Source organism: Thermostichus sp. MS-CIW-34 (assembly GCF_054060435.1).
Map to the genome: position 1 here is coordinate 12,621 of NZ_JBSSDE010000041.1, position 14,554 is coordinate 27,174.

Below are 14,554 nucleotides of genomic sequence, written 5' to 3' on the forward strand. Positions count from 1 at the left end.
TTCCCCTCCACCCATTTGTGGATGGGTTGAATGGATGCATCGATCTCCGCTGGTAGCCCTCCATCTTCAATCCCCTGGCTTAACCACCCACTCCACCGGGGTTTTGCTGGGATCCGGCAATTTCAACGAGAACAGCCCCGCCGCCAAGATCAAGAGGGTGGAAAACCAAAGACAGCCCTCCAATCCGTAGAACTGGAAGAGGATCCCAGAAGTTACCGTCCCCAACAGCCGCCCGCCGGAATTAGCCATGTAATAAAAGCCCACATTGAGGGCTACGTCGTCGTCTTCCGTGTAGGCCAGCACCAGGTAGGAATGCACTGCCGAATTGAAGGCAAAGACGATCCCGAACAGGATCAAGCCGCCGGTGATCACCAGCTCCGGTGCCAGCCCGGCCATGAAGGCTGTGGCAATGATCGCCGGCACCGCCGTCAGCACGAAGGTCCAAATCTGGATGGTGCGGGCCTTGGGAGCACGGCCAGGGCGACCCCCACCCAGCAGTTGCGGCGCTACAAACTGAATGAACCCATAGCCGATCACCCAGATGGCCATGTAACTGCCCACCTGCATAAAAGTCCAGCCCAGCTCGTCGTAGAGAAACACCGGCAGGGCCACCACAAACCACACATCCCGCGACCCAAACAGGAAAAAGCGAGCTGCCGAGAGGATGTTGATCTCTCTGCTCTTGGAAAACAGCCGCTTGAAGGGGATCTTGGCCTTGATTTTGCCCATGTCTGCAGGCAGCAGCGCCCCCGAACAGAAGATCAAAGCCAACGCCCCCGCCTGGACAAAGTTGGCCATGCGGAAGCCCATGGGATCCCCGTAGATTTCGGTGAAGATCTGCAGCAGGGCCGCTCCCACAAAGAACCCCACCCCCTTGAGGGCGTTTTTGGATCCCGTGAGCATAGCCACCCAACGAAACAGGCGGGATTCCGCTTCTTTGGGCACCACCAGGCGGATGGCGCTTTTGGAGCTCATCTTGGTGAGGTCTTTGGCGATCCCGGCCAGAGCTTGGGCCGTCATCACGTAGGCCACCTGGCCCCAGACCGGCCACTGCATGTTCAACACGCCCAGCATCACCAATCCCAAGATCTGGATGGCAATGCCGCCATACAGGGTCAGCCGCAGGCCAAACAGGGATCCAATCCACCCGCCCAGGAAGTTGGTAATCACCCCGAAGATCTCGTAGAAGAGAAACAGCATGGCAATTTGGATCGGGGTAAAGCCCAACTTGTGGAAGTGCAGCAGCACCAACATGCGGATGGCGCCATCGGTGATGGTGAACCCCCAATAGGCCGCTGTAACCAGGGCGTAGTTGCGAACCGCAGAGGCTTGAGCCGTCGAAACAGAAGTCATGGGCAGGTCTCCAAAGGGGATCTATAGACTGCGGGCCACTTTGCGGGCCAGTTCCGCCATGCGGTTGGCGTAGCCCCATTCGTTGTCGTACCAGGCCAGGATCTTCACCTGGGCGCCATCCACCACCATCGTCGAGGGCGCATCCACAATGCTGGAACGGGGATCCCCTTTGAAATCCACCGAGACCAAGGGCAGCTCCTCATAGCCAAGGATGCCTTTGAGTGGGCCCTCGGCTGCCGTTTTTAAAAGGTGATTAACCTCCTCCACAGTGGTGGGCCGCCTGACCTCAAACACGGCATCGGTTAGGGAAGCGTTCAAGAGAGGAACACGCACCGCAATGCCGTTCAACTTGCCGTTGAGTTCGGGGTAAATCAGCCCAATGGCCGTGGCCGAGCCGGTGGTGGTGGGCACCAAAGACAGCAGAGCGGAGCGGGCCCGCCGCAGGTCTTTGTGGGGGGCATCCACCATGGTTTGGGTATTGGTGACGTCATGGATGGTGGTGATCACCCCGTGAACAATGCCGATTCCCTCGTGGATGACCTTCACCAAAGGAGCCAGGCAGTTGGTGGTGCAGGAAGCCGCCGTCAGCAAATGGTGCCGGGCCGGGTCGTACAGGTGATCGTTGACACCCATAACAATGTTGAGGGCCTCTTCGTCCTTGACAGGGGCAGCCACAATCACCTTGCGCACCCCCGCTTTGAAGTAGGCATCCAGCTCTGCTGCCTTGACAAACTTGCCCGAGCATTCCAGCACTAGCTCGATCCCCAACTCTGCCCAGGGCACTTCACCAGGAGACTTGTGTTCGCTAAAGGTGAGGGTTTTGTCCTGAATGCGCAGCCGGTTATCGGATCCCTCAATGTCGATAGCCCAGCGGCCCTGCACCGAGTCAAACTTCAACAGGTGGGCCGCCGTCGCAGCTCCCCCTTTGATCTCGTTGATGTGGGCGAATTCCAGCTCTTTCCAGCCCCAAGCAGCCCGCAGCACCAGCCGTCCGATGCGGCCAAAACCGTTGATGCCCACCCGCACTGCCATAGCATTGACCCTAGACTTGTCCAGAAGGGATCCCGCTCTCTCAGGGCAAATCCCGCCTCGACTTTATCAGAACGCCCTAGTCGTTTCAAGACAAGTTGATGGGTAGGGTCAGGAGAGACTGGCCGATGGGGGTCGGTTCACGGTTGGCCTTGGGAAATGTTGCCGAATGTCCTGAAATCCAAAAGGGATCCGCTGAGGCAGCCCCAATCGACAACAGGGCCTATCCTGTAGCCGATTTGCAGTCCAGATCCACACCTCTGGGCAACAATTCGCCCAACCCGGCAACCGGTGGCGTGACATACTCCCATCGCTGACCCTACGGGTAAAGCGTGGGCTTCTCGCTTCATCGGGGAGCCTACGCAAGAACCCTCCACGAGCAGACACGGAATGCCCTACCGCGTAGTTGCACCAGATTCCGGCAAAAGCCGTTTTGTGCAAGTACTCCCATCATACACCATGTGGGGGTATCTGTATCTCGACACTGACTCTACGAGTACAGTGCGGGGCTTAGCTACCCCCACACCCCGACAAGCTAAGCTGGGAAAAGTTGTGCTTTTCTGGATGTGCCCCCGCCGCCTCAGCCTTCTGTGCAGGATGACTTTCCTCCCTTGCCTCCCCCCCCTTCCCGTTCTCCGGCCTTGAGGGTGGTGGAAACGGCTTTTTTGGCCAGTACCGCGGCCTTGATCTGGATCCTGAGCTACACGCCGCTGGCCCCCTTTATACGTCTGTTTTTCCCCATTCCGGTGGCGCTGGCGGTGATGCGCTGGGATCCCCGCACAGGGGCAATGGCCCTGGCAGTCTCCGGCCTGTTGCTGACGGTGCTGATAGGGCCCACGCGCAGCATTCTCTATGTCATTCCCTATGGTCTGCTGGGCTATTGGTGTGCCCGCCTGTGGCAGCAGCGTCTTTCCTGGTACGTCTCGGTGGTGAGCGGGGCTGTGCTCAGCGCCCTGGGCTTGATCTTTCAGTTGGTGCTTTCCTCCCTACTGGTGGGGGAAAACCTCTGGATCTACGTAACCATTCAACTTACCGGCCTAACCAACTGGCTCCTGGATGTGTCCCTCAGCCGATGGGGCGTCTACTGGGTGGCAGAACCCTGGATGGTTCAGGTGGTGGTGGTGGGATTTATTGCCTTCAATTCCCTCATCTACGTATTCACAGTGCATTTGGTGGCCGCCCTGGTGATGGAGCACTTTCGTTGCCCGCTGCCACCCCCGCCGAAGTGGGTGCAATTTCTGCTGGATTAGCAGCCCCTGTGAGTTGTACAAGAGCAGAGCAAGCTGCTCTACAAATGAGTTCTTGACAAATCTTGACAAATGAGTTCTTGGCAAAAGTCCCACCCTATTGCCATGCAACGCTACAGGAATGCAAGAACTGGAAGGTTCTCTGCTAGGATCGCGGTAGCGGGACGGAGTCCTTTCGCGTTAGCGGGACGGAGTCTCGTTGGGATCCTGGTGGCAACAAGATATCAAGATTTAAGACTGCGATTATGGCTTCCCGCAAGAATCAACTGGCTATTGACAATGACGAGCTGATGCGTCGGGTAGAGGCTCTGATCAACGCTTCCAAAAATCGCTATCGCATCACGGTACAGGTGGCCAACCGCGCCAAGCGCCGCCGCTACGAGGATCCGGATGATATAGAAGATGGCTGGATGAAGCCAATCCGCCGCGCTGTCATCGAAATGTCGGATGAACTGACTGAGCCGGAAATCATCGGCGATGAGTAGTCACTAGACTTGCGGCCTGCTGGCGCGACCGCCCTGTTGAAACTGCTAGCCGGCTGAGCGGCTAAGGGTAGAAGCTTTCGGCAGCCGCCTATTTTGTCAATTTGTCAAGTCGTTTGCAACGGGATCCCTTTCCCGCAGGCGAGCCTCGAGCCGCGATTCCATCAGGTGCAGCAAGCGGTGGGTCTCCTCTGGGCTGAGACCCTGGATGCGCATCTCCAAGGGGCTGTGGAACCAGAGGGTCTGCTGCGGGAAAGGAATCTGGATCCCTGCTTGATCGAAGGCGTGCTTGAGGCGACGGCGGTATTCCCGCGCCACCCTCCACTGCTGCAGGGGCTGCACCTTGATCCAAATGCGCAACGTGATCCCCCGCTCCCCCAGATCATCGACACCGTGCATTTCGGGGGGCTCGAGGATTTTTTCCCGCCAAGCTGGCTCCCGGTACATCTGCAGAGCCACCTGCTCGGTGATGCGTATTGCCTGTTCCAGATCGTTTTCATAGGCGATCACAATCCCCAGATCCACCCGTGACCAGCCGTTGGAGAGGTTCTCCACCACCCGGATGGCACTGTTGGGAATGGAGATCAAGCTGCCTTCGGTGTTGCGCAACTGGGTTAGCTAAACCGCCGGGAAGCCCCGCACTCTCTGCAACAGCAGGAGGGTCGGGATGAAAGGTGGATGTATCCTGTGCTATAATCAATATGGTTATACAAAACGGCTTTGCCGGAATCTGGTACAGCTACGCGGTGGGACATCCCGTGTCTGCTCGCAGAGGGTTCTTGCAGTAGCTCCCCGATGAAGCGAGAAGCCCATGCTGTACCTGTAGGGTCAGTGATGGGAGTATGTCACCCGCAGATCCATGTGTTCCACGAGGCCGCCCCGCCCGTCCACCACGATCACATCCCCTTCGGCAAATTGATCTTCGATCAAAATCAACAGCCCATTGATCACGTCCTTAATCAGATCCTGAGCAGCCAAGGAAATCCCCAGCCCAATAAAGCCCAGGCTGGCCACTAAGGGGCCAATATTGACCCCCACCGAGGCCAGGCCAGCCAGGGATCCAAGCAAAACCAGGGTAGTGGCTGCAGCTCCTTTAGCTAAACCGCCGGGAAGCCCCGCACTCTCTGCAACAGCAGGAGGGTCGGGATGAAAGGCGTATATATCCTGTGCCATAATCAACATGGCTGTACAAAACGGCGTTGCCGGAATCTGGTACAGCTACGCGGTGGGACATCCCGTGTCTGCGCGTGGAGGGTTCTTGCAGTAGCTCCCCGTTCGCGTCAGCGGTGCATAGCACTTTGAAGCGCGAAGCCCACGCTGTACCTGTAGGGTTAGTGATGGGAGTATGTCACAGACGCTGGCAAAGGTGCTGAGGCGTTTGCTGAGGCGATAGGTGGGGGCATTTTGCTCTTGGCGCAGGGCAGCAAAGAGGTTATCCAGTACCAGTCCACTCAGCCAAACACTGCCATAGGTGGCCAGGCCCACCCCTGTCAACCGCAACAGAGGGCCGCGCAGCGAAACCAGGAAAAACGTTTGCAGGGGTCGCGTTTGTGGGAAAAGGCCCAAGCTCACCCCGACTCCGCCCACCCACAGGCTAATTTGCACCAGGCGCAGCAGGCGAATTTGCAGCTCCAAGTAGGATTCCTGCCGTTTGCGTCCGGCCTGTTGTTCGACCAAGACGGGATCCACGCCCGGCTGCTCTTCCCCCGCTAGGCGCTCCTGAATCTCTGCTTGGATGGCCTGGTATTCCGTCTGCAGGGCATCGCGTTTTTGCTGCAGCCGTCGCCGTTTTCGCTGGCAGAGCTGGCTCAGGCTCCCTACCACAGCCAAGATGCCGAGGGCAATCACCGCTTGGCGGCGCAAAAATTGAGGCTGCCGTTCCCGTTGCGAGGTGCGCAGCGCTTCCTCGACAATGCCGGCTACTTGCTCAGCCCAGTCCATGGGTTGGGCGCCCTGGAATTGAGCATCGAGGGAGGTGATGGTTAGCAAATGTCGCCCATTCACCCGGATAACAGGCTGGTTGGTCTGGCCGTCCAGGGTGACTTCAACCTGCAGCGCCTCTGGATCGAATCCGGCGCTGGCCAACTGGTGCAGGGTTTGTTCAATGGAGCGCACCCGCTGCAACACCGGAGGCAGGCTGCCGGGATCCCCCTGGGGAGCAGTAACCACAAACAAATGCCGCCCATCCAGCGTCACGGCCTCCGCCTGGACAGAGGAGGTGGGGAGGCTAAGCGCTTGCCGCAGCTCTTCTAGGGCATCCAAACGGTTGAGCAAAGGCAGGTTGGAGGTGGTGCCGTTGTTTTCGGCAGCTTCCTGCCCCCATGCGGGCCCGCCTATGGGGGATAGGGCAAAAGATGCACCGAAAAGGAGAGGCCACAACAGGGATCCCGTTTTCCCCGGCTTCGGCTTGTCTACCGATCGCAGTTTGTGCAGCATGAGCCGTTTGCGTCAGCGGTGCAGAACACTTTAACGCCTCACTCCAGAAAGAAGAAAGCAATCCCGAGGATGGCATAGGTGGCCAAGAGCAGTAGCCCTTCCAGCCAGTTGGAGCGCCCATCGCTGCTGACGGAATTGATCAGCAGCACCGAGACTGCAATGGCCACCAACTCCACCATGCCGAAGTTGAAGTTCATGGGCTGATGCAGCACATCCCCGGCCAGCACCAGCAGAGGTGCCACAAACAGGGCAATTTGCATCGTCGAGCCCAGCGCCACCGAGAAGGAGAGATCCATCTTGTCTTTCATGGCCACCGTGATCGCCGTCGCATGCTCTGCCGCGTTGCCGATGATCGGCAACAAAATCACCCCCATAAACAGCGGCGTCATGTGAAAGTGTTCCAGCGTGTCCTCTAGGGTGCTCACCAACAGTTCCGACTCCAGCGCCACCAACACCGTCAACCCCAAGAGGGCCAGCACCCAAAACCCCAAACCGGCTCCCTCGGGCGGAGCCGTCAACACCTGGGGAATGGATCCTTCCGCCTGCAAAACCGGATTGGGGGCCAGGCGATTGGCCGCCTCATCTTCTGCGGCTTCTGCTTCGTGAAGGGCGTAGAGGTAACTGTGGGTTTTGAGGGAAAACAGCAAAGTGAGACCGTAAACCCCAATCAGCACCAGGGCTACCGCCGTGGATAGCTCTTGGATGGAGATCTCCCCCAAGTTGGCATCGGTGTAGGTGACCACGCTGGGCAAGATCAAGGCCACCACCGCCAGGTTCATCACCGAGGCATTCATGCGGGCCACCTCGGGTCGAAAGCTCTGCTCCCGAAACTTGATCCCGCCCAAAAACATGGCCAAGCCGGCCACCAGGAGCAGGTTACTGATGATCGCGCCGGTGATGGAGGCTTTTACCACATCCACCAGCCCCGCCCGCAGTGCCACCAAGCCGATGATCAACTCCGCCGCATTGCCAAAGGTGGCGTTGATCAGCCCCCCGACTGTCGGCCCTGTCAAGGCTGCAATCTCTTCCGTGGCCTGACCCATAAACTTTGCCAAGGCCACCACCGCCAAAGCCGCACAGAGGAAGACCAGGTTGGGATCCCAGCCCCGGAAGTGCCCCACCCAAGATAGGGGAACCCCCAACAGCAGCAGGAACATTATGCTGTTCAGACCTCTCTGCCAACCTGATGCAGAGCGATCCGGGGAAATCAAAGGATTTGCATTAGCCAGGGTCATGGTTCACAAGGGGAAAATAAGGTAGCGAGGCTGTTTGGGTTTCGGGGAGCCAGATCCCCCATGGCCAGGAGTGACCATCTCCAAGAGTCTAACGGCTGCGAGGGGAGGTTGGATAGGTGCTGCTGGCTAGAGGGAGATAACCCGGTTGCGCTGCAACTGCCGGGCGATCTCGGCTCCCAATTGATCGGACAGATGCTGGGGATCGGCGATTTTCAAAAAACTGCTGCCCTCTACCTCAAAGGGAAAGGATCCCTCGATGCCGTCGCGGGGGAGTTGTACCAGCAGCAATTGTTCGGGGCGCTTCGATTGCAGGGCATAGCCCAACTCCAGACAGACCTGAGGGCTGGGTAGGGGACGCCCCCGGCCATTCACCTGCACAGGGGTTACATCGGCCACCACCAGCAGCGCGTGCTTGAGCTTGCGAATCAAGGCCGCATCGATGAGCGGGGTCTCAGCCTCAGCGGGAAGGGATCCCTGAAGCTGTAGGGGCACAACCGGCCCGTGGTTGCGATTGAGGGTCTCTACCACGGCTTGCAATGCCCGGTGCAGAGTGGCGCTGGAGTCGGGGTAATCCGATTGGCCGCAGAAGTAGATGACCGGCTCGGTCATGTTCAGGGTGGCCCGCTTATTAAAGTAGATCTCACGGCTGATCAAATCGAGGTTGGAGATGCTGTAGGCGCCGCTGCCTTCGATGTAAAACTCCACCAGCTCTCCTTCCAGGTAGCGCTGCCACCACAGGGAAGCCTTCACCTGCTCCACATCGTCGAGAAAGTCGGCCCGCATCGCCGTTTTCAAGAGGCCGGTACGGCTTAGGCGCAGGTCAGGGGCCCTCTGTTGGACTTGAGAAGCAGACAACACCGAATCCAAATACCAGGCTTTCAGGACGATGATCGCCATGGGATCCCTCTGCGCTCAGCCTTAAAGGTACGTGACATACTCCCACACTCATGCTGACGCAAAGCGCTCCGCGCCGCCAAAGCGAGAGAGTGCAGGCTTCAAGGACTCCGTCCCGCTGACAGGAAGAGTGGCCCGCGCCCTGTCCACAGGACGAGCGCCGGGAGGATGTCACTCCTCTGTCCAGAAACGCTCGGAAAGATATTTGTCAGCCCCGTCGCAAAAGATGGTCACCACCACTCCAGAGGAGAGCTGACGGGCCACCTCTAGGGCTGCCACCACATTGGCGCCGGCAGAGATGCCCACCAGCAGGCCTTCTTCCAACGCCAAGCGCTTGACCATTTTCTGGGCTGCTTCTGTGGAGATCTCAATGTGCTGGTCAGGCAGGGTGGGATCGTAAATCTCGGGTTTTAGAGCTGTGGCCATGTGCTTGAGCCCTTCCAGGCCATGGAAGGGAGAGTCGGGCTGCATGGCAATGATTTGGATATCCGGGCGATACTCTCGCAGGCGCCGCCCCACCCCCATACAGGTGCCGCTGGTGCCTAGCCCGGTAACAAAATGGGTGACCTGCCCCTGGGTTTGCTCCCAAATCTCCACCCCAGTGGTTTCGTAGTGGGCTTGCCAGTTGGCGGGGTTGCTGTACTGGTCAGGGTAGAAATAAAGCTCGGGGTTTTCCGCATAGAGGGCGCGGGCTTTCTCGATGGCCCCATCGGATCCCAGAGCGGGATCCGTCAGAACCAAGTCCACGCCATAGGCAGCCAGGATCTTCTTGCGCTCCGGGCTGGCGTTGGCGGGAAGAGCCAGCTTGACCTTGTAGCCCAAGGCGGCCCCGATCCAGGCATAGGCGATGCCGGTGTTACCGCTGGTGGCATCGAGGATGATCTTGCCGGGGGTAAGCTTGCCCTGGCGTTCGCCAGCGCGAATCATGTTGAGGGCCGGGCGATCCTTGACTGAACCCCCAGGGTTGTACCACTCTGCCTTGCCATATACCCGTACCGATTCCGGCAAATCGGCAGCAACCCGCCGCAGACGGATCAGCGGCGTCCCCCCCACCAGCTCAATAGGGCTATCCACAGCAGGGAGTAACGGGCGAGAAGAAAATGCAGTCGGATACAAGGGGGATCCCTCGCTAGACAGGCATCGGCTGGACAACCATTGCTCATCTTACCCCGGTCTTTCCGGCCTCTTGGGAGCTTTTTAGTTTCCCCCTCCTGCCCAAGTTCTGGCTAGGCTCCAAGTAGGCTCTAAGATGGGGGTAGAAAAGTGGGATTTTCCCACAGCAGGATGACGCGGAGGGGCATGGCAGAAATTGGGATTGTGACTGCCCAGCAGTTTGATCGGCGACGGGGCCAGATCCATGTCTACGACGGCGAGGGCAAAGGCAAGTCCCAGGCGGCCCTAGGGGTTGTGCTGCGTTCCATTGGCTTGGGGATCGAAAAGGCGGCCCCCAGCCGGGTGTTGCTGGTGCGGTTTCTCAAGGGGCCAGGCCGAACCTATGCTGAGGATGCGGCCATTGCGGCTCTGCAGCGAGGCTTCCCCCATCTCATCGATCAATTGCGCACCGGGCGGGGAGAGTTTTTCGGCCCAGATGAGATCACCAAGTTTGACCGTCAGGAGGCCCGCCGCGGTTGGGATGTGGCCAAAGGGGCTTTGGCGTCGGGGTTTTACTCGGTGGTGGTGCTGGATGAGCTCAACCCGGTGCTGGATCTGGGCCTGTTGCCTGTGGAGGAGGTGGTCAGTACCCTCAAGCAAAAGCCGGAGGCCATGGAGGTGATCATCACCGGGCGCGGCGCTCCCAAGGAAATTATCGACCTGGCGGATTTGCACTCGGAAATGCGCAGTGTCCGGCGGGCGACGGATCCCCGCAACGGCGAGCTTCCTTCCAGCGGCATCGAGATCTACACCGGCAACGGCAAGGGAAAATCCACCAGCGCTCTGGGGCGGGCTCTGCAGGCGATTGGACGCGGCATCAGTAAGGATCTCTCCCATCGTGTACTGATCATGCAATGGCTGAAGGGGGGAACGGGCTACACCGAGGATGCAGCCATTCGGGCCCTGCGGGAAAGCTACCCCGATTTGGTGGATCACCAGCGCTGCGGTCGGGATGCCATTGTCTGGCGGGGCAAACAACAGGAAATCGACTATGTAGAAGCGGAGCGGGGCTGGGAGTTGGCGCGGGCGGCCATCGCTTCTGGCCTGTACAAAACCATCATCCTGGATGAGCTGAACCCGACGGTGGATCTGGAGCTGCTGGACGTGGAGCCGATTGTCCAGGCTTTGCTGCGCAAGCCGCGGGACACGGAGATCATCATCACGGGGCGGTGCCATGCCCCCTTACCTTACTTTGAGCTGGCCTCTGTCCACTCGGAAATGGTGAGCCACAAGCACTATGCCGAGCAGGGGGCCGATCTGCGGCGCGGGGTGGACTATTGATGGGATCCTTCGCAGCGTTCTCAGCCAATTCTGCTCTCTCTTGGCCTCCAGACCCCAGGACTCTGGCCCAGTTGTTGCTCACCCTTTTCCAGACGGAAGTGTGGGTGGAGGGCAAGGAGCACGTTCCCGCCGGCCCGCTGGTGGTGGTGAGCAATCACCGCAGTTTTCTGGATGCGCCGGTGCTGATCGCGGGGTTGGACCGACCGATTCGCTTTGCCTGCCATTACTACCTGGCTCAGGTGCCGCTGCTGCGGGAAATCGCCCTGGCTTTGGACTGCATTCCCCTCAAGCAGGGATCCCGACAGCAAATCCATTTTTTTCGCCAGGCGCAGGCCAGTTTGGCAGCGGGGGTGGGTGTGGGGATCTTCCCAGAAGGGGCGGAGCAGATCACCCGTGAGACCTCGCCTGGGGAGGTGGGGCGGTTTCAGCCGGGTTTTGCCCACCTGGCGCTGGCGGCAGCGGTGGATCCCTTGCCGATTCTGCCGGTGGCGGTGTGGGCGCAGGAAGAATGGCGGGGAGTAGATATTCCTATGGCTTTTTTCCGCTGGTTTGACCCCACTGAACCCCGATTTCAACAGGAAGGGGGACATCCGGTGGTGTTGTATCGGCGGGTGGTGCTCAGGGTGGGATCCCCCCTTTGGGTGGGCAGGAAGCAGCGCCAGGGATCCCGACGCGAGCGAATGCAGGTCATTCAAGAGCTAACTGCAGCGGCCCGAGAACAGGTGCGATTGGGATTGGCAGAGAGATGAGAAAGTTGAGTGGCGAGCCGGTAGCATCTGCCTCTAGCTTGGTCAGCCCGGCAACGGGAGCGGTCGGTCAGGAGCGGCCCCTGCTGCTGTATTTGCCCGGTATGGATGGCACAGGTACGTTGTTTTACCGGCAGGCGCAGGCTCTGCAGCGGGAGTTTCGCATTCGCCCCCTGAGTTTGAACCACCCGGAAGCGGGGGATAGCTGGGAAACCCTGGCCGATTGGGTGGGATCCCAGCTAGAAGCGGGGGCGTACTTGTGTGGAGAATCCTTTGGGGCCTGCCTGGCCTTGTTGGTGGCCGCCCAATGGCCGGAACGGTGCCGCGGCCTCATTTTGGTCAATCCAGCCTCGTCGCTGCGACGCAGGCCCTGGTGGTGGGCAGGGCATGTTCTCCTGCCTTTTTTGCCACCGGGGCTCTATCAGCAGCTGTCGGAGCGGGGGTTGGGGGTTTTGGCGGAGCTCAGCCAAATGGAGCCGCTCGATCAGGAGCGGCTGCGCCAGGCGGTTCACAGTGTTGAGCCCACAGTGGCTGCTCGGCGCTTGGCTTTGCTGGGATCCTTTGTTGTGGAGAAGCTGCCCCTGGAGTCGATGACCCTGCCAACTTTGCTGGTGGCGGGGGGGCGGGATCGCCTGTTGCCCTCGGTGCAGGAGGTGGGCTGGCTGGCGGAACGGCTGCCCCAGGCGCAGGTAGAAATCTCGCCCCAGAGCGGCCACGCTTGCCTGCTGGAGCGGCAGATGAACCTGCGGCGTTACCTGCTCAAGCCGGATGGCCTTTTCACCCCTCTGCTGCTCAATTCTGCTTCGGCCCATTGAGCATGGACAGGGATCCCCACAGATCTTCTATCCGCTCTGGGCCGGAGCTCTCCTTCCCCTCTCGATCCAGCCAAAGGGCCCTCAAGCCTGCTGCTTTTGCCCCCTGGTAGTCTTCGCGGTGGCTGTCGCCAATGTGGCCGGCGGCTGCGGGGGGGATCCCGTGGGCTGCCAGGGCAGCCCGGAAGATCAGGGGATGGGGCTTGGCATAGCCCACTTGGGTGGAGAGGGTGAGGGTGGAAAAGTAGGGATCCAACTGCAACTGCTGCAGCACCCTGGGCAAGCGGCTGTCGAAGTTGGAGATCACCCCCAACCGGATCCCTTCCTGCTGCAGGGCCCGCAAAGCCGGCAGCGTCTCGGGATACAGCTCCCAGGGATCCGCCCCGGCAAAGTGCTCAAACAATTGGGCGAAAAAGTCTTCAAACCGGTGCTCTCCGAAGGCAGCCAGGGATCCCACCCGGGCAAAAGTCTCCCGCACCACCTGGCGCCACCAGGTCCGCTCCCACTCCCGCAAAGGGGATCCCGTCAACCCTGGGCAGGCCGGGGCTGGAGCCTGGGCAAAAACTCGGCCAAAAGCGCGATCCAAGGCTTGGGGATCCACCCTTACCCCATACTCCGCTGCCACCTGGCTGTAAACCTGGCCCACGCTGCCCCGCACCCGAAACAAAGTGCCCACAGCGTCGAAAAAGAGCACCCTCAGCTTCACGACTGCCCCTCGTAGCGGGCGTAGGCATCGACAATCCGCTGCACCAGAGGGTGGCGCACCACATCCCGCTGGTCGAAGTAGCAAAAGGCAACCCCCTCTACCCCTGTCAGAATACGCTCTGCCGCTGCCAGGCCGGACATGCGATGTTTGCCCAGATCCGTTTGGGTGAGATCCCCGGTAACCACCATGCGCGACCGGAATCCCAGCCGCGTGAGGGCCATCTTCATCTGCTCGGGGGTGGTGTTCTGGGCTTCGTCCAAAATGATGAAGGCATTGCTCAAAGTACGGCCTCGCATATAGGCCAGCGGCGCCACTTCGATCACCCCCTGCTCCATCAACTGCGGCAGCTTGGCCGGGTCGATAAACTCGAACAGGGCATCGTAAAGGGGCCGCAGATAGGGATCCACCTTTTCCACCAGATCCCCCGGCAAAAACCCCAGTTTTTCTCCCGCCTCCACAGCCGGGCGAGTCAAGATCAAACGCTCGTACTCCCGGTTTTGTAGGGCCGTAATGGCCACAACGGCAGCCAGATAGGTTTTTCCTGTGCCCGCCGGCCCGATGCCAAAGCAGAGGTCGTGGGTGCGAATGGCTCGCACATACTCCTGTTGGCGGGGCGTTTTCGGTCGGATAAGCTCCCCTTTGCGGGTGCGGGCCAAAATCCCTGCTTGTGCTTGCTGGTAGGCGGCAACCTCTTGTCCGGAGAGGGCGCGAAAAGCTTGCTCTGCATCGATCACAGTGACGGGGTGCCCAGTTTGCCAAAGCGGCCTCAGCAATTCTAGCCATTGCCGCACCTGCTGCCGCTGTTGGGGAGTGCCTTTCAGGTACAGGTCTTGTCCGCGCAGCGTTACAGAAGCACCGCTGGAGCGACTGATCCACCTCAGGTTGGCCTCCTGAGTGCCCGCCAAAGACATGGCCTGTTGAGGATTGGACAGAGAGATGACTTCGAAATCAGAAGAGAGGGAAGTAGGGTTGTCGTGCATGCCGTGGGCGCCGGGCACCCTGGAAGACCTGTAGGGGTGATCTTACCAAAAACGCTTGTCAGGGCGCTCTGGGCTGTGGAAAGCCGCTGCAGAGCCCAGGGGTCAAGCGCAAGAGCATGACTCTAGTCAATAATAAGCTCAACTATACTGAAAATAATGTATAATATGTTCAGTACGGATTACTACCAGTTGATCTTTCTG

The 14,554-nt window shown here is 59.6% G+C and carries 16 protein-coding genes; 6 read left to right on the top strand and 10 right to left on the bottom strand.

Features of this window, described 5'->3' with window-relative positions:
* Positions 1-66: 66 nt before the first annotated feature.
* Together arsJ and ACVWYY_RS12235 are read right to left on the bottom strand one after the other, a co-directional pair.
* Positions 67-1,353, bottom strand: a complete 1,287-nt coding sequence (gene arsJ, locus ACVWYY_RS12230; RefSeq protein WP_457403268.1) for an organoarsenical effux MFS transporter ArsJ — start codon at positions 1,351-1,353, stop codon at positions 67-69.
* A 21-nt stretch (positions 1,354-1,374) separates the two neighbouring features.
* The gene (locus tag ACVWYY_RS12235) at positions 1,375-2,385 is read right to left on the bottom strand and encodes an ArsJ-associated glyceraldehyde-3-phosphate dehydrogenase (protein ID WP_457403270.1); all 1,011 of its coding nucleotides are present in this window, start codon (positions 2,383-2,385) and stop codon (positions 1,375-1,377) included.
* Between the two features lie 125 nt (positions 2,386-2,510).
* Between ACVWYY_RS12235 and ACVWYY_RS12240 the strand changes: the two genes are divergently transcribed.
* From ACVWYY_RS12240 to ACVWYY_RS12250, 3 genes are all read left to right on the top strand, one after another.
* Positions 2,511-2,699, top strand: coding sequence for a hypothetical protein (locus ACVWYY_RS12240; RefSeq protein ID WP_457403271.1), 189 nt, complete (start codon positions 2,511-2,513; stop codon positions 2,697-2,699).
* Positions 2,700-2,993: 294 nt separating this feature from the next.
* The gene (locus tag ACVWYY_RS12245; RefSeq protein ID WP_457440700.1) at positions 2,994-3,632 is read left to right on the top strand and encodes a DUF2232 domain-containing protein; all 639 of its coding nucleotides are present in this window, start codon (positions 2,994-2,996) and stop codon (positions 3,630-3,632) included.
* Between the two features lie 242 nt (positions 3,633-3,874).
* Positions 3,875-4,114 (top strand): DNA-directed RNA polymerase subunit omega, encoded by a 240-nt coding sequence (locus tag ACVWYY_RS12250; protein WP_011433877.1) that lies wholly within the window; start codon positions 3,875-3,877, stop codon positions 4,112-4,114.
* Between the two features lie 96 nt (positions 4,115-4,210).
* On the opposite strand, the gene ACVWYY_RS12255 is transcribed toward ACVWYY_RS12250, so the two are convergent.
* From ACVWYY_RS12255 to ACVWYY_RS12280, 6 genes are all read right to left on the bottom strand, one after another.
* Positions 4,211-4,720, bottom strand: coding sequence for a mechanosensitive ion channel family protein (locus ACVWYY_RS12255; RefSeq protein WP_457440702.1), 510 nt, complete (start codon positions 4,718-4,720; stop codon positions 4,211-4,213).
* A 219-nt stretch (positions 4,721-4,939) separates the two neighbouring features.
* Positions 4,940-5,293 carry a mechanosensitive ion channel family protein gene (locus tag ACVWYY_RS12260; protein WP_457440704.1) on the bottom strand — a complete coding sequence of 118 codons (354 nt, stop codon included), beginning with the start codon at positions 5,291-5,293 and terminating at the stop codon, positions 4,940-4,942.
* A gap of 36 nt (positions 5,294-5,329) precedes the next feature.
* On the bottom strand, positions 5,330-6,547 hold the full coding sequence (locus ACVWYY_RS12265) for a hypothetical protein (protein WP_457440705.1): 1,218 nt from the start codon (positions 6,545-6,547) through the stop codon (positions 5,330-5,332).
* A 38-nt stretch (positions 6,548-6,585) separates the two neighbouring features.
* Complete coding sequence (gene cax, locus ACVWYY_RS12270; protein WP_457403275.1) at positions 6,586-7,704, bottom strand: calcium/proton exchanger; 1,119 nt, start codon at positions 7,702-7,704, stop codon at positions 6,586-6,588.
* Between the two features lie 204 nt (positions 7,705-7,908).
* Complete coding sequence (locus ACVWYY_RS12275; protein ID WP_011433880.1) at positions 7,909-8,679, bottom strand: hypothetical protein; 771 nt, start codon at positions 8,677-8,679, stop codon at positions 7,909-7,911.
* A gap of 168 nt (positions 8,680-8,847) precedes the next feature.
* Positions 8,848-9,750 (bottom strand): PLP-dependent cysteine synthase family protein, encoded by a 903-nt coding sequence (locus ACVWYY_RS12280; RefSeq protein ID WP_011433884.1) that lies wholly within the window; start codon positions 9,748-9,750, stop codon positions 8,848-8,850.
* Positions 9,751-9,960: 210 nt separating this feature from the next.
* Between ACVWYY_RS12280 and ACVWYY_RS12285 the strand changes: the two genes are divergently transcribed.
* Genes ACVWYY_RS12285 through ACVWYY_RS12295 form a run of 3 tightly spaced genes read left to right on the top strand, consistent with a single transcriptional unit; the run spans position 9,961 to position 12,670 of the window.
* Positions 9,961-11,109 carry a cob(I)yrinic acid a,c-diamide adenosyltransferase gene (locus ACVWYY_RS12285; RefSeq protein ID WP_457403276.1) on the top strand — a complete coding sequence of 383 codons (1,149 nt, stop codon included), beginning with the start codon at positions 9,961-9,963 and terminating at the stop codon, positions 11,107-11,109.
* Positions 11,109-11,858: a lysophospholipid acyltransferase family protein gene (locus tag ACVWYY_RS12290; RefSeq protein ID WP_414413352.1), complete on the top strand. Its 750-nt coding sequence runs from the start codon at positions 11,109-11,111 to the stop codon at positions 11,856-11,858. The genes ACVWYY_RS12285 and ACVWYY_RS12290 overlap by 1 nt, the downstream gene beginning before the upstream one ends.
* Positions 11,855-12,670, top strand: coding sequence for an alpha/beta fold hydrolase (locus tag ACVWYY_RS12295; RefSeq protein ID WP_457440707.1), 816 nt, complete (start codon positions 11,855-11,857; stop codon positions 12,668-12,670). The genes ACVWYY_RS12290 and ACVWYY_RS12295 overlap by 4 nt, the downstream gene beginning before the upstream one ends.
* Here the strand turns inward: ACVWYY_RS12295 and ACVWYY_RS12300 are convergent.
* Together ACVWYY_RS12300 and ACVWYY_RS12305 are read right to left on the bottom strand one after the other, a co-directional pair.
* Positions 12,648-13,373 (bottom strand): HAD-IA family hydrolase, encoded by a 726-nt coding sequence (locus tag ACVWYY_RS12300; protein ID WP_457440709.1) that lies wholly within the window; start codon positions 13,371-13,373, stop codon positions 12,648-12,650. The genes ACVWYY_RS12295 and ACVWYY_RS12300 overlap by 23 nt on opposite strands.
* Positions 13,370-14,353: a PhoH family protein gene (locus tag ACVWYY_RS12305; protein WP_457384250.1), complete on the bottom strand. Its 984-nt coding sequence runs from the start codon at positions 14,351-14,353 to the stop codon at positions 13,370-13,372. The genes ACVWYY_RS12300 and ACVWYY_RS12305 overlap by 4 nt, the downstream gene beginning before the upstream one ends.
* Between the last annotated feature and the right edge of the window lie 201 nt (positions 14,354-14,554).

Excerpts from the sequence above, each read along its gene's own strand:
- cax (WP_457403275.1), bottom strand. The coding sequence starts at position 7,704 with ATGTTCCTGCTGCTGTTGGGGGTTCCCCTATCTTGGGTGGGGCACTTC.
- ACVWYY_RS12295 (WP_457440707.1), top strand. The coding sequence starts at position 11,855 with ATGAGAAAGTTGAGTGGCGAGCCGGTAGCATCTGCCTCTAGCTTGGTC.
- ACVWYY_RS12290 (WP_414413352.1), top strand. The coding sequence starts at position 11,109 with ATGGGATCCTTCGCAGCGTTCTCAGCCAATTCTGCTCTCTCTTGGCCT.
- ACVWYY_RS12275 (WP_011433880.1), bottom strand. The coding sequence starts at position 8,679 with ATGGCGATCATCGTCCTGAAAGCCTGGTATTTGGATTCGGTGTTGTCT.
- ACVWYY_RS12260 (WP_457440704.1), bottom strand. The coding sequence starts at position 5,293 with ATGTTGATTATGGCACAGGATATATACGCCTTTCATCCCGACCCTCCT.
- ACVWYY_RS12285 (WP_457403276.1), top strand. The coding sequence starts at position 9,961 with ATGACGCGGAGGGGCATGGCAGAAATTGGGATTGTGACTGCCCAGCAG.
- arsJ (WP_457403268.1), bottom strand. The coding sequence starts at position 1,353 with ATGACTTCTGTTTCGACGGCTCAAGCCTCTGCGGTTCGCAACTACGCC.
- ACVWYY_RS12265 (WP_457440705.1), bottom strand. The coding sequence starts at position 6,547 with ATGCTGCACAAACTGCGATCGGTAGACAAGCCGAAGCCGGGGAAAACG.
- ACVWYY_RS12240 (WP_457403271.1), top strand. The coding sequence starts at position 2,511 with ATGGGGGTCGGTTCACGGTTGGCCTTGGGAAATGTTGCCGAATGTCCT.
- ACVWYY_RS12305 (WP_457384250.1), bottom strand. The coding sequence starts at position 14,353 with ATGCACGACAACCCTACTTCCCTCTCTTCTGATTTCGAAGTCATCTCT.
- ACVWYY_RS12235 (WP_457403270.1), bottom strand. The coding sequence starts at position 2,385 with ATGGCAGTGCGGGTGGGCATCAACGGTTTTGGCCGCATCGGACGGCTG.
- ACVWYY_RS12250 (WP_011433877.1), top strand. The coding sequence starts at position 3,875 with ATGGCTTCCCGCAAGAATCAACTGGCTATTGACAATGACGAGCTGATG.